Origin of the sequence: Brotaphodocola sp. (assembly GCF_050873365.1) — a bacterium.
In the GTDB taxonomy this organism is placed as follows: Bacteria; Bacillota; Clostridia; order Lachnospirales; family Lachnospiraceae; genus Brotaphodocola.
In genome coordinates, this window is sequence record NZ_JBNMIQ010000010.1 from 86420 (window position 1) to 101310 (window position 14891).

General features: G+C 43.3%; 13 protein-coding genes. 1 reads left to right on the plus strand and 12 read right to left on the minus strand.

Annotation, left to right across the window (positions count from 1 at the left end; translation table 11 throughout):
* Positions 1-38: 38 nt before the first annotated feature.
* The 7 genes from ACR0QT_RS07130 to acgA form a co-directional block, all read right to left on the minus strand.
* Positions 39-1496 carry a LarC family nickel insertion protein gene (locus ACR0QT_RS07130; protein WP_432630136.1) on the minus strand — a complete coding sequence of 486 codons (1458 nt, stop codon included), beginning with the start codon at positions 1494-1496 and terminating at the stop codon, positions 39-41.
* Between the two features lie 148 nt (positions 1497-1644).
* Complete coding sequence (locus ACR0QT_RS07135; RefSeq protein WP_432630137.1) at positions 1645-2772, minus strand: aldo/keto reductase; 1128 nt, start codon at positions 2770-2772, stop codon at positions 1645-1647.
* Between the two features lie 427 nt (positions 2773-3199).
* The gene (locus ACR0QT_RS07140) at positions 3200-4138 is read right to left on the minus strand and encodes an SIR2 family NAD-dependent protein deacylase (protein ID WP_432630138.1); all 939 of its coding nucleotides are present in this window, start codon (positions 4136-4138) and stop codon (positions 3200-3202) included.
* 164 nt (positions 4139-4302) lie between these two features.
* The gene (locus tag ACR0QT_RS07145) at positions 4303-4953 is read right to left on the minus strand and encodes a 4Fe-4S binding protein (RefSeq protein WP_432630139.1); all 651 of its coding nucleotides are present in this window, start codon (positions 4951-4953) and stop codon (positions 4303-4305) included.
* 41 nt (positions 4954-4994) lie between these two features.
* Positions 4995-5564 carry a nitroreductase family protein gene (locus ACR0QT_RS07150; RefSeq protein ID WP_432630140.1) on the minus strand — a complete coding sequence of 190 codons (570 nt, stop codon included), beginning with the start codon at positions 5562-5564 and terminating at the stop codon, positions 4995-4997.
* Positions 5564-6703 carry a radical SAM/SPASM domain protein, ACGX system gene (gene acgM, locus ACR0QT_RS07155; protein ID WP_432630141.1) on the minus strand — a complete coding sequence of 380 codons (1140 nt, stop codon included), beginning with the start codon at positions 6701-6703 and terminating at the stop codon, positions 5564-5566. The genes ACR0QT_RS07150 and acgM overlap by 1 nt, the downstream gene beginning before the upstream one ends.
* Before the next feature lie 240 nt (positions 6704-6943).
* The gene (gene acgA / locus ACR0QT_RS07160; protein WP_432630142.1) at positions 6944-7285 is read right to left on the minus strand and encodes an ACGX-repeat peptide; all 342 of its coding nucleotides are present in this window, start codon (positions 7283-7285) and stop codon (positions 6944-6946) included.
* Between the two features lie 443 nt (positions 7286-7728).
* On the opposite strand from acgA, the gene ACR0QT_RS07165 reads away from it, so the two are divergent.
* The gene (locus ACR0QT_RS07165; RefSeq protein WP_432630143.1) at positions 7729-8049 is read left to right on the plus strand and encodes a winged helix-turn-helix transcriptional regulator; all 321 of its coding nucleotides are present in this window, start codon (positions 7729-7731) and stop codon (positions 8047-8049) included.
* Between the two features lie 117 nt (positions 8050-8166).
* Here the strand turns inward: ACR0QT_RS07165 and ACR0QT_RS07170 are convergent, their stop codons facing one another.
* From ACR0QT_RS07170 to ACR0QT_RS07190, 5 genes are all read right to left on the minus strand, one after another.
* Positions 8167-8868, minus strand: coding sequence for an HAD family hydrolase (locus ACR0QT_RS07170; protein ID WP_432630144.1), 702 nt, complete (start codon positions 8866-8868; stop codon positions 8167-8169).
* 135 nt (positions 8869-9003) lie between these two features.
* A complete protein-coding gene (locus ACR0QT_RS07175) occupies positions 9004-10158 on the minus strand; it encodes an ATP-grasp domain-containing protein (RefSeq protein WP_432630145.1) in 1155 nt (384 codons plus the stop codon).
* Positions 10159-10272: 114 nt separating this feature from the next.
* A complete protein-coding gene (locus ACR0QT_RS07180) occupies positions 10273-11142 on the minus strand; it encodes a TPM domain-containing protein (RefSeq protein WP_432630146.1) in 870 nt (289 codons plus the stop codon).
* 21 nt (positions 11143-11163) lie between these two features.
* Complete coding sequence (locus ACR0QT_RS07185; RefSeq protein WP_432630147.1) at positions 11164-12255, minus strand: hypothetical protein; 1092 nt, start codon at positions 12253-12255, stop codon at positions 11164-11166.
* A gap of 243 nt (positions 12256-12498) precedes the next feature.
* Positions 12499-13908 carry an SPFH domain-containing protein gene (locus tag ACR0QT_RS07190; protein WP_432630148.1) on the minus strand — a complete coding sequence of 470 codons (1410 nt, stop codon included), beginning with the start codon at positions 13906-13908 and terminating at the stop codon, positions 12499-12501.
* Positions 13909-14891 lie beyond the last annotated feature (983 nt).

Here is a 14891-nt window from a genome sequence, read left to right on the forward strand (position 1 = left end):
GGTTACTTTTTATTATCATTTATTATTTTGTATTATTATTATTTCTTGTTCAAATCTCTCTGTCTTTTCACCAGATCATCCACCTGAGAGATCGAGAGATTCTGCTGTCGTGCAATTTTGACCAGATCATCGTACTCTGCTTTCTCCCGCTCAACGCCCCAACCAGAGACATGTTTGATTCGCACAGGACCGTATTCCGTCTCCACCGTTTCCATGAAACGCTTCATGACATAACGATTGCAGACCTTTTCCCGGATCCCAAGCGTCGTCGTGTGAAGAAATAACAGCTTAATCATCCGCTCTCGCAATTCCGCACGGCACATGCACGTCAACAGAACTGCCGGACGATTTTTCTTCATTCCAATCGGTGTTGTATAGACATCGAGAGCTCCCGCAAAAAACAACTCCTCCATCGCAAATCCGATTCGCTCCGGCGTCATATCATCCAGATTACAGCAAAGTTCCAGCACACTGTCCTGATTCTCTGCGCTCTCACCGATCATTGCGCGCATCACGATTCCGGTATCCGCTCCAATCCTCATCATCCCGGTATGATCTGTATTTAAAGAATCGGCAAACACAAATCCATATCCGATTTCTTCGACTCGCATCCGAGGCTGACTGCCAAACTCCTGAACAAAATGTTTGATCAGACTCGCTCCTGTCAGATCACAGGGTTCCTTTTGAATCTGATCTTTTTGAATCTGATCTTTTTGAGTCCGATTTTCCTGAGTCCAATCTGCCTGAATCTGGCGAATCTGTCCTCCATAAGTCGGCACTCCTCGCAACATCCAAGCAATCTCAGGCGATGGAATCGGGAAAAATCCATGATTTCTGCGCTCTAGTCCACTGCCGACCTGAACACAAGATGCCACGATCTTCTCGGGTTTCAATTCATCCATCAGAACGCAGACAGCGATCACTTCCGCGATCGCCGTCCCATTCTCTGCCTCCCTGATCTTTGCAGCTTTCCAGACACCATTTCCATCTTCTTGCGCTCGAGATCCAGTTCCAGTTTCCTTCTCGTCGCCCAAATCATTATCATTCATTGGCAAATCTGCTTTTGCTTCGATCGATTCAATTGATTCAATCAGCTCAATCGGATAACCACAGACAGCAGATTTTGCCTCTGCAATCAACCGAAAAACCGCCTGCACATCTTCTCGAATCTCCTCCGGGCAACATTCCGATAAATCATCCATCAGATTTTGATGAGAACAAGAATCCAGAAAGAGTGACTGAGGACGAGGAGAAAAACGTTGCGAACCCGAAGCAAGAGAATCTTCTTCAAAAACAGCAGAATCTCTCAAAATCTTCATATGGGTACCAACAAGTCCACCCGTTGCCATCGACTCAACCTGAAACCGGATTCCCGGCAAGTTTAACTCATTCAGCCGTTCGATCACCTGATCCGGATTTGGGTGAATCGCCAGCAATGCCGATGCCAGCATCTCTCCCGTCGCCCCCATATTGCAATCTAAATATAAGGTTTTCATTTCCCGCCCTCGATTCTCCTCACATCATTTTTGTCTATTTCTGATTTTGTTATTCCTCTTATTTTTCTTATTGTTCTTATTTCTTTTACGTTTCCTTTTTCTTACTTCTCTTATTTGTTCTTACTTCTTCCTAATTCTTTTCTTATTTTTATTCTTCTGATTCGTCCGACTTCTTCTCAAATTCATTTGCTACATCTACGAGAAGATCTCGAATCGGCAGGTGCTGAGGACAAACCTTCTCACATTTTCCGCATTTGATACAGTCCGACGCCTTACGTCCCGGAGCCGTGTGAACCACATTGTAATAGTAATCTGCATTCCAGTCATTATAAATCTGCTTGGTGTTCATCGTTGCAAACAGATCCGGAATGGAGATGTGTTTCGGACATCCATCGGTACAGTAACGGCAGGCGGTACACGGAATCAGATGTTTGCTTCTAAAAATCTCCTGCACCTTTTTAACCGCATTGAGTTCGGTCTCATTCAACGGCTTAAAGTCGCGCATAAAGGAGATATTGTCCTCCATCTGCTCCATATTGCTCATGCCGGAAAGCACCATCATCATTCCCGGAAATCCCGCTGCAAAACGAAGCGCATAGCTTGCCGGACTTCCACCGTGCAGTTCCTCTAAAACTGCCTTTGCATCCTCCGGCAGATTAACCAGATTTCCGCCCTTCACCGGCTCCATGACGATAACCGGCTTGTCAAACTTCTGGCACACCTCATAGCATTTACGGCTCTGTACTGCCGGATCATCGTAATCCACATAGTTAAACTGGATCTGAACAACTTCCACTTCCGGATACTCTGTCAGAATCTTCTCCAGAACCTCTGCACGGTCATGGAAGGAGATACCCACATGGCGAATCTTGCCCTCCGCCTTCAGTGCAAACGCAGTCTCATAGGCATGACACTCCTTAAAATGAGAATAGTTTCCCTCGCCCTGTGCATGCATCAGATAAAAATCAAAATAATCGACTCCACAGGCTTTGAGCTGACTCTCAAAGAGCGGACGAATATCTGCTTCCGATTTGAAAAAATTGGCGGTGAGCTTGTCCGTCACAATGTAGCGATCACGCGGATAACGACTCGTCAAACACTCTCTCAGTGCCAACTCACTCTTCCCCTGAAGATAGCCGTGCGCAGTATCAAAATAATTGAAACCCGCATCAAGAAAGGCATCCACCATCCGGTTGGTCTCCGGAATATCCACCTCTCCATCTTTCATCGGAAGACGCATAAATCCAAAACCAAAATTTTTCTTTACTCTCTCCATTTCTGACTCTCTTTCCTATCAAAAAACTCAAAGTTTAAAATACTCCCACTTTTATTTCTAAGACCCTATCGCATAAACCTATATATAAATTTTAAACGATTTCATTCTCAGATGCAATTCCTAGCGTTATAAAAAAATTCTATCAGCACTGTATCATACGGCATTTTCCGTTCAGAAAATGTCTGACCGTGTACAATATGTACCATAACATTCCATCAATCTAATAATCATTAACGAGTACATTATCGCACTGGCACATGTTTGATATCCCATACCATCTATATAATGTCATATATTCAATCCCATACCATCTATTCAATATCTTACCCATAATGCCTTATAACACAAAAACAGAATGAACTTCCATCTTGCAAGATGAAATGCTCATTCTGTCCTTTTTTCCTTTAACTGACTTTCCTGCCCGTTTTTAAATTTGGTTCAGTGTCTCCCCGATATCGCCATCTATACCGATCGCTCTCTTTCGGATCTCCTCCGGTACATACACCTCGCCTTTGTTCAGGCACGCATATACCGCATGTTTCCACCGCTGTGTCATATTCCAGAAGCTGAATTTTATAATACCTGGTGTGTTGTAGCCGACCCCTGTCTCAATAAAAAGTACCTTCATATCCTCGTGTCTGCGCAGAAAGTCTGCGTATCGCTCCGAAGCGCGATGCCAGCCCTCATCCTCCACAAACGTATCATCTGCGCGAAGATTCATGCTCATCGGTGCTCCACATTTCGGGCAACGCAGAACAAGCTCCGACGGAACCACCATTTTGGGAATCGTGTGCTCCGGCAAATTCAAAGTGCCGTCCTCGCCAATCTGATATCCTTGTGCTTCGACCATCTCACGGATTACCTTCTCATTGTCGTAAGTGTCTGCATGACACGGTTTGCTACACTGAAACAGACCATAATCCCCCTGCGTGTAAAACAGGCGGTGTTTATCAAATCCAGCATTCTGAAAACAATGATCGACATTTGTCGTCAGCACAAAATAATCTTTTTCTTTTACAAGATCGTAAAGTTTCTGATACACATCCTTCGGCGGACTCATATAGCGGTTGATATAAATATATCTGCTCCAATATGCCCAGTGCTCTTCCAGCGTCGAATACGGATAAAAACCTCCGGAATACATATCCTGAAACTGATATTTCTCTGCAAAATCCTGAAAATATCGATCAAACCGCTCTCCCGTATAGATAAAACCGGCAGAGGTAGAAAGCCCCGCTCCCGCACCAATGATCACAGCGTCCGCCCGATCCAATTCTTCTCTGAGTCGCTCGATCTCTCCGGTTCTATCAGAGACAGATTTTTCTTTTTCATCTACTCTGTCCCTCGAAAATCTCCAACTAAACATCTGTCCCCTCTCTTTCCAGCCCATCTTCTCTCCGACAATCCGGCAATAACAATATAACCGTGAAACAATAAAACGGCATAAAATAATATGATATAAAATAATATAAAATGATACAAAATAAAATGATACAAAATGGCATAAAAGCATCCAATGATGCCGTAATCTTATTTTCTCACCACTGCTCCGACCGGACAATTTTCAAAACAGCTTCCGCAGTGCAGGCAGTGATTCTGGTTAATCACAAATGGCTTTCTCTTTCCATTCTTCCCTTCACTTCCATTTTCATTGTCCACTTTAACAATACAACTTTGCGGACAAACCTTCATACACTTGCCACAGCCAATACACTTGTCGGTTATAAAATACCCCTTCTCCTGTATTTTAGCATTTCCAAGGCTGTATGTCTCTCTGAAAATCGGCTTCACCCCGAGATTAAAGTACTCGAGTTCTCCCTGATCAATGCAGAAAATCGTCGTGATCTCACGCGTATCTCCCGGATACACATTTGCGAGGTACGGCTGTTCCTCAAAAATCTTGTCCACCCATTTTCTCTGATCTTCCTGCGGGACTGCATGCGCTCTTGCAGACAGGCGAATCATCTCTTTATACTTTGTGTAGCACAAAATCTGTACTCTGCCATCCTCAAGCAGTTCCTTGCAGAAATTCTTTCCGCGTGCTGTGAGAAAATACAACGCATTCGGCTCATAGTGAATTGCGCTGATATTTCTGATCTGAGGTGCCCCGTTTGCATCCACCGTTGCAAATGCGAGTACCCCGACAAGTTTCATTTTCATTAAACATGTGGATAAATCCATTTTTAATCCCACCCCCCCTATTTTATCTTTTATGAACTTCCCTATTCCACTATTTTAATTCGACCCGGTTTGCGTGGTTTGGTTGCAGGCTGTTCTCCATCGATGTATCCAAGGATTACAAAGCACTGACAGGTGTAATTTTCTGGAACATTCCACTCTTTCAACATCCGTTGTCCTTCCTCACTTGAAAATGTCACTTCTGCTCTTGAAATGATGCAGGACGCGATTCCAAGTTCTGTCGCCTGAAGAACCATATTCTCCGCAATGCAGAAGGCATCTGCGATCCGAAACATAAAATTGCTCTGTGCGAAAATTGCAACGACTGTTGGGGCTCCATAAAATCCATTTTTTATCGTCGGATCGTCAATCACACTCGGCTGATCTTTTGAGACATAAGCACCCAGAAGTCCTGCACGATTAAACGAAGCCATGTTCATGATTCCGATTTTTTTCGCAAGTTCTGCATTGTGGATTGCCACCATCATGCTTCTCTGTCCACCACCCGCATTCGGGGCAAAATTTCCTGCTTCAAGAATTTTTTCCAGATCTGCACGCTCAATCTGTTGATCCGTATATTTTCTGATCGAATGTCTACTCTTTATAAGATCCATCAACATGGAAGCATCTCCCCCGTCCTATCATTTTTTGTTTTCCAGCACTGCGGGTCTGCCCCGTAGAAATCACCGCTTGTACCATTTGCGACTGCCGGACATCCTCTGCACCATGCCTTCAGCTCGCATTTGCTACATTTCTTAAACTTATCAAATTCCCGATACCGCTCCATCTGGCAAACCCACACATCCGCCAGCCGGTCCTCAAACACATTTGCCACCCTGCTGTTGGTGACTCTCCGGCATGCCATCACATCGCCGTTTGACGAGATTGTGATATGACAGTTTCCGCAATTACAACCACCATAAATCATCTCATTCTCTGTTTTTGTATTCTCTGTCCCCGCATTTTCTCTTTCTACATTTCCGATCTCTGTCGTCGCATTTTTTAAACTCTGGAAAGAATAATCCGGCAAGGTAAACTGTCCGGTCTCATACTCATACAGCGTCCAGAGATGATCCTTTTTATTAAAATAAGTCTTGCATCCCGCTTTCTGATATGCCTTATACTTCGCATCACAGATCTCAAGAAGATTTCTGTACTCCTGCGGAGTCATGCTCGTATCCACTTCTCCGCCAGTCGGCACATAGCGCGAAAATGCAAATACTTTTACATTCGCATTTACCACCGCATCAATGATATCCGGAATCTCATTCATATTCGTCTTTGACACGGTACTCATAATCACACTCGTGATTCCGGCGCGGTTTAAGCATCCCACTTTCTCTAAGGTGAGATCAAAACTTCCCGGTTTTCGGAACCAGTCGTGCGTCTCTCTCATTCCATCCAACGACATCTGATATTTCTCGCATCCGCAAACCTTCAACATTCTGCAAATCTCATCATTGAGGTGAAACGGATTTCCCATCAGCGTGAATGGAATGCCCTTGCTCTTGAGCAAAACCATCAGCTTCCAGAAGTCCGGATGAAGGATAGGATCTCCGCCAGTGATATAAAAGTAGGGCACTCTGTGATAAACCTCGCAAAAATCTTCACAATTTGCCACCACTTCCTGCATCTGCTCCCAGGTCATGCTTTTCAATTCCTGACATCCTTTTCCTGAGAAAATATAACAATGCTTACAACGCTGATCGCACTCATCTGTGATATGCCATTGAAAAGCAAAATACTGACTCATATCCTATCCTCTCCGTTCCTCTCACTCAACCACTAACAGTTACTGTTCTTAATTGTTCTTACCTGTTTTTAACTATTATCAATTGTTATTGCCTATTTTTTAACTGCTTTATTAACTGCTTTAAATTTCCTGTTTCCTGTTATTTTTTGTTATTTCTTCTTGTTATTTGTTTTTATTATCTGTTTCTGCGATCTTTTCATGTTAGCTATCATTTCATGTTTTGTCGCAATTTCTTATTTTTTATTTATCACCTGCTCCACACGCCGTTCCGCACGCTGCCGGCTTCTGCTCCGGCTGATCTCCCGCTCCACATGCCGTTCCGCACGCTGCCGGCTTCTGCTCCGGCTGATCGCCTGCTCCACATGCCGTTCCGCACGCTACCGGCTTCTGCTCCGACTGATCGCCTGCTCCGCATGCCGTTCCGCATGTTGCCGGCTTCTGCTCTGGCTGGTCTCCTGCTCCACATGCCGTTCCGCATGCTACCGGCTTCTGCTCCGGCTGATCACCTGCTCCACATGCTGTTCCGCATGCGCTACCTGCCTGTGCGTTCTCATTCCATCCTGCAATGTTTGATAATGCCATAAGTCTTTCCTCCATTTTTCTTGCATACTCGTCTCTGACTCGCATGCCACTTTTTGTTTTGTGTTGCTGTGTTTCTTTCTTGCTTTGTGTTGTTACTTGGTTACCTTGTTGCTCTGTCGTTTGTTACGATTTGTTACTGTCTTTTTGTGTTGCGCTTTCCTGTTACATCTTCATCATAGCAAACCTTTTTCCGAAACAGAAGTACGCACTTTTTTATTACATAATCACTTCAAGGTAACTTAGGTTACCTTTTTGTAACCCCTTGACATCAATTTTAATGTTGAATTATAATTCGAATATAACATTCAAATTGAATCTAATATACATATATGCATATCGCAAAATCATATAAAAAATAATAGATTCAATTTCAATCGCTTCATACACCTTCCTATGTGTATGATAAAATCTTTTTATAACTTTCTATAAGGAGGCTATGTCTTATGCTGACAAAAGAAGAATTACCAGAGTGTCCCGTTGCCACGACCGTTGCCCTGATCGGAAGCAAGTGGAAATTACTGATTATCAGAAATCTTCTCCAGAGACCCTGGAGATTTAATGAACTGAAAAAAGATTTGGATGGCATCAGCCAGAAGGTACTCACAGACAGCCTTCGCTCTATGGAAAGCGATGGTCTGATCGTCCGCACCGTTTACCCGGAAGTTCCGCCGAGAGTCGAATACTCCCTCAGCGAGCTCGGTCATTCTTTAAAGCCGATTCTCGACTCTATGGTCGCATGGGGAAATGCCTATAAAGCAATGTAAATTACAATCCACTTTATGCAAATAACTTTCTCAGGAGGGAGCATTCTCTCCTGAGAAAGTTTGCGTTTTTCTTTTTCTAAATTGCAAATTTAAAATCTAAATTACAAATAAAAGTTCTTAAATGTACCGGAAAACCTGATCCAAATGATCGATCACAAAATTAATCCTCTCATCCGGCATTGCGCTCCCAGAATTTCTCCGATAATAGCAAGTCTTCATCCCATACTGCAATCCCCCTGCCATATCAGAGGTCAAAGAATCCCCGATGATCATCGTCTCTTCCGGAGAGATTTTATCGGTTCTATTCTCATTTAACTGAGAAAATGCTTTCTCAAAAAATTCTCGTGCCGGTTTTGACACTCCCATTCTTTCTGAGACAAACACATAATCAAAATATTTTCGCATATCGGCAAGCTCCAAGCGATGCACCTGCTGTTCATACGGTCCATTGCTCGCCACACACAAAATATATTTTTGTTTTAAATATGCCAACATTTCCTGCGCACCCGGCTCCTCAATCGCACTCTCATGAAGAGCCTCCCGGAAATATCGCTCAAACACCGGACCATCAAAAGAAATCCCCAGTTTTTCAAACACAAGATTCCATCTGATTTTCTGTAACTCCGGAAATGTCAATACCCCCTGCTCAATCTTTCGCCAGAGCGCATTATTTTCTTTCTCAAAAATGTCATACATATATGGTTCATACGGTTTCAAATTAAAATGCTCAAACCCATTTTTCATCGTCTGTCTGACATACTCGTCAAAACTCAGAAGTGTATTATCAATGTCAACAAAGACTGCTTTTATATTTGTCATAATATCTATTCGGTTGCTCCGTTCCTATTGCATTCTTAATGAGTCATTTCTTTATGCTTAATCCCTTGATGATTGATCTGTTGTGACTAACCTACTCTACCGATCTATCTGTCCACTTACAACTTGCATTTAGCTTTAGCATTTATTTAGATTTTTTTCAAATGCCTGATAAAAATCTTTCGGATGAATCTGTTGCAAACCAGAAACCTGACCATCTCCAAATTCCATAATCATAAGCGCTCCGTTTTCACGCCTTGCCAGATCGATCGTCACAAAATTACTCTTCACCATCTTCGCAATCTCTTCCACCCATTTTTCTTCTTCCGGTAGAAGACGACGCTCTCCCTGATCCGTCCAGTAATCTCCCATCTTCAATATTCGACCTACAAAAAGAAACACCCGGTATTCTTCCGACAACGGCATTCCACTCTTTTCATGAAAACCAATCCGCTTTAAGCGTTCAAATTTGCGAAGAACCACTCCTCCGACAAGATTCTCACCCTGACGTTCTATAAAATTTCCAATTACCCTTCTTACGCTTTCCTGATTTGCAATATTTTCAATGTAACAAGCATCATACCATTCATGTTTTCTGCTCTTAACATAATCTTTTACAAGGTAAGAACCCTTAAGATCTTTTGTCATCTGAATGGCACTCTCAAGATCTCCCCGTGTTTCCCATACGGATTCTGCTGTCTGCCCATGAAAATCCGGATACCAGTTTGGAAGCAAATGATAATTCTCATACTCTTCTGGCGAATTGATCAAATAAATCCCCTGATTTTTCAAGAGCCGATAGAAGATTCGGTACATTTCCGGTTTCATCATCCAGCCTCGATAGACAACCATCCCGGAAATACCATCGCCATACAAAGATAATGTTCCTTTTTCCAAATCCTCATAGCTAAATAAGGCACATGGATATTTTTCTTTCGCGACTTGATACTCGGCCAGATAATCCTCATCCACTTTTTGAGGATACAACGGATGATTACAAAATAAAAAACAGATTTTCTTCACATCCTCGCCATCATCAAATAAGAGTGTTCCTTCCACTTGCACATGATCTACAAGTTCAAACAAGACTCCAATAGATTCTCTTTCAAATTTCCAATCAAGACGATCTATTGCTGGAGTAATCTGTTCAATCGCCTGAACCCGAAAACGATTTCCCCTGAGATCAAACAAAATCTCTCCTATCTTAATGTTCTGTCCATGGCTCAAATTCAGCTCATATAACGTACCTTTTTCCGCTATTGGAAAACGGTCTACAATTCTTCCTGCTATCATATTTCCGTAACCCTAATTTCCAACATTTTTCCCATATGCCAACGAAAACCATCTATCTTTCCTTCAAAATTCATTATTCATTGGCACGCAATTGCGCACAATTAACATTTCCCATTAAAACTTTCCACCTCGACCTCCGTGAGTCGAACCGGAAGCCGATCTGTGCGTACTGCTTCCATGCATAGTCCCACTGTTATGTACACCACCTCCAGATGGTTTGTTATCCTTCGGTTTTGCGGTGCGCGTAATCGTGTGATAAAGGAAAAGATCACGGCTTGCATTCAAATGAAAACTGCCTTTTTTTACATAGCTGTTTGCAGTTGCCTGCGGACGAACCGTCTTCATTCCACTGACCATACTGCCAACAACCACTCCGGCAAGTCCCGCTCCAATCAAAATAGAAAGAGGAATCCACATCACCGGCATTTTCTCTTCCGAAAAATCTTCATTGTCATAAGGATTTCCGTTTCTCGCACGCGTGATAAAATCATCGCACAGCGAGGCATAAGTCTCAAAAGCCTGCGCATAGTCTCCATCTGCAAGATCCGGTGTCATCGCTTCCCCTATGTATTCAATTCCGGCATCTGTAAACGCAGTAATCCCAAACCCATGCGTGTCAATGTACCAATCACGATCTTCCATGCTGATGAGAAGCAAGATTCCATCTTTCTCCTCTCCATAACCAAACTTACAAGATTCATAGATATTCTCTGCATAATCTGACACACGATTATAACCACCCAGATCCGGAGTTACCACAAGAGTCACATCCATCTTCTGGCGAACACTGATTTCATCTAAGCGTTCCCGAAGATCATACTCTTCCGCTTTCGTGAGAACTCCAACCTGATCGTTGACCCGATCATACTCATTCGCAAATTCACCCTCGGCAAAAGCTGGCATCACCATCAAACCACAATACATCAGGCAGACAAGGAGCATCCACAGAAACAGCCGTAATCGCTTTAATTTTTTCTTTTTCATTCTTCTGTTGTCCCTCCCCGTTTAAATTCCCACCAGATGTAACAGGTAGACTCCACCATAAGTGAGAACACTGAACACAGCCGTCAAACCAAGCATCCATTTCACGGCAACCGATTTATCAACAGGAAGATCCCCGACAAATTTTCCGGTCTGACCGTTCATCGCAAACGTATATTTCTTCCCATTCCAGGTTGTATTCAAGATCCACACCGGATACAGCGCATATTTTGCCCTTCCAGCGTGAAGCTGAATCCTGCTGTTTTCCGGCGTAACTGTGGCATATCCCTGCACCGTATTCCGAAATGCCTCCTCTGTGGAATGTCTCACACGCATATTTGCCCGCTCAATGCTCTCTTCTGCCGTCACATCATACTTATCCGCCAAATATCCCGCCAGATAAGCCGTCTGAAAATCCACTGCCTGCAAACAATCATACGGCTCAATCGATTCCATCAGTTCATCCGCCATCTTGGCAGAACCATCCACAGGAACATTTTCAAATGCCACTTTGCCTTCCCGATGAACCAGAAAATGACTTGTCTCTGTATAGTGATAATTCCGATCACTCCAACTGCGCACTCTCGTCGCCCGATAGCGCACCTGAGCATCTGCATCCGTATCAAAAAGCCAGAATGGAACATAAATTCCCTTGATCTCCTCAATGTGATTCTGATCTTTAAAAATCTTGGGTAAAAGACGCTTTCCAGTCAAATATCTGTTAAGAGCCTGCTTCGCTGACTTTTTATCCAGTTTAAATGGAATCACCAGATCAGGCTTTAAAGTTCCGGAAAACTGATCCATCATCACGATCGGTGTTCCGCAAAATGGACAGGACGTCGCACCTGTATTGGCATCTGCGATGATTTCTCCCCCACAGGAGTTACAGATAAATGATCGAAGACTTTCCGTTTCGCCTGCTTTCCATTCCTTTCCGGCAGTCGTCTCCCATTTCATCTGATCCGGTTGTTCTTTCTGCAATTCTGCATCATAATTTTGAAGCGTCTCCATCTCAAATTCCGTGTCACAGAATGGACACTTCATTTTTTGAACGGTACTGTCAAACGCAATCGATCCCCCGCAACAAGGACATTTATATTCCTGCATTGTCGGCATATCCTCATCACCTCACTTTTCCCATGATTCCCATGAGTTTCTCCTCTGTATCCTGTATATATATTTACGTATTCAAGTCAAATGCTAGCAGAAATCTGACGCATGATTCTAGTCAGCTCTGCTGACCTCTTCCCAGAATCACTGCACATCCACTCTGAGTCATATATGTCTGCATATCGCTTATCTTCACATTTCACGATTCTCACAATACACGAACAATCGGCGATTATGATTTAAACTCAATCATCCAAGATACGGATTCTTTGCCCCACAGTTTGAACAGAATTTTCCCTTATTTACCGTTCCGCAAGAACAAGTCCAGCTCTCATCGACCGGTCTCGGTGAACCGCACTCCGAGCAGAATTTACCCGTTGCAATCGCTCCGCATTTGCACTTCCATGAACCAATCTTCACCGGCTCTGGTCTCTTTGCTCCACATTCCGAACAAAACTTTCCGGTCGCCATTGCTCCACAGCTACATTTCCATGCATCTCCATTCTCCGATGCTCCCGCCTGTGAAGATGTCTGTAAAGATGCTCCTGCGCCACTCATTCCATTCAGCGCACCAAGACCAAGCCCGGCATCCTTAGCACTTGCCATCTGCTGATTGAGCATCTGTTGGTTCATCTGGTTCTGGACCCCCATATTATAAAGGTTCTGAGCCGAGGCAAATCCGCCCTGCGCCCCCATTCCGGTCATTCCCATTCCCATGAATCCAGTCATCGCACCAGCAGAATTTCCTGCCGCAGTCTGCATGGCATCCGCAGTTGCATTCGTCATGCGTCCCGCCATCATGAATGGATTCGCACCGACACTCGCTGCATCCTCCATTTCATTGATCTTCTTCATATCCTCTTCCGTCAGGGTAATCGGATTCAGCGCAATCTTTTCAACCGAAATGCCTCGATTCTCGATCCACTCCTGCTTTAAGGCATTGTTCATCGCCATCTTGAGCGCATTTGCCTTTGCCGGGATCTGCGCCGGACGAAGCTCCTGCTCCGCCAACTCTCCAAAAGCTGGCTGTAAGGCATCAATAAACTCTGCTTTCAGCTGAGCGTCAATCTGATCTCTCGTAAACTCATATTCTACATTTCCGCAAAGTCTCGTATAAAAACGCAACGGATCAGAGATCACATAGGTGTAGACACCATTACAGCGAACCTGCACGGTACGGCTGATCCCGATTCGCTTATTGACGACCTCAAACATGATCGGACTCGGCGTGCCAAACTTATTGTCAATGATCTCTTTCGTATTGAAATAATACACGCGCTGGTCTTTTCCCGTATCTCCGCCGTAAGTAAAACGCTTTCCAATTGTCTTAAACGTCGCCTTAATGCCCTCACCCAGACTTCCTACAAAAATAGATGGCTCTGTGGACGTATCGTAGGTAAATTCACCCGGCTCCGCGCAGACTTCCACGATCTTACCCTGCTCCACAATAATCATACACTGACCATCTGCCACCGCAATCCCGGAACCATTGGAAATGATGTTATCGTTTCCTCTCGTATTGGAAGAACGTCTACCCGTGCGCTTCTGTCCTCTTCTCATCAAAACATCATTTGGCAGAGCATCGCAATAGAAAAATTCCTTCCACTGATCCGCCAGTGTACCACCCAGTGCCCCAATTCCTGCTCGAATAAGTCCCATATTCCCTTTTCCTTTCGCAATGTATTTTGCAACTCACAAATAAATAATTACAAACTTGCTTCCTACTCCGTTATTGTTTGATATGTTTTTGATTTTGCTACATCTTTTAATCTTGTATCGTATTATTTATTGTACTCGATTTCCGCTGAGACTTCAAATTATGTATTTATAAATTTTATATTGCGATTTTCTTTAATGTTATCCCTTTCCTTTTCTCAACTCCATATAACACAAAGATCATGTATTTCTACATGATCCTTGTATTTTCCATTTTTTTATTTTCCCATGTTTAGTTATAATAAATTTTCTGTTCCATTTCTTCTTTTCCACGCTGAAGAAATGAGTAATATGGAGAAGAAGGCTCTAATGTATTATCTTTCAACGGAATATATTCCATGAGATGCAATTGTATCTCTCCCCCTATTTTTTTCTTTAATCTCTCTTTCTAAGAAGTTCTTCCCGCAATTCTATCTGAAAAATTTCTTTCGCCACATTTCTGATTTTCACGTCTTCCATTCCTACAAATCGGTCCAGATTCTGCATCACTGCAATCTTTACTCTCAGATGCAATCGACTTCGATGTGAACTACTCGGTCATTGAATGGCCGAGCATCTGAAAATGCAAAGCTATTCAATGACGATCTATTGGAAATAAGACCAATTTGTATGAATCATACAAACCAGACAGATCTCCGCCAGACAATCCAGATACAGACATGCTGTACCAAGACGATGATAGTTCATATGTTCCTTACTACCAAACGGCAATACACCACAGACCATACCTGTGGGATATTGCCGTTTCTCATAAGGATGCTACTTGCCGGTAAGTTTTAAATCTATCGGCATAAACAATCTTTATGGAATTCTGAAGCAAATGGTGATTATATTTATATTTCTCACATAATTCCATGATTTCGATATCCGTTGCCCGTTTTTTGATATTAACAGCTCCTACATAATCCGCATCTTCTGTGTAACCA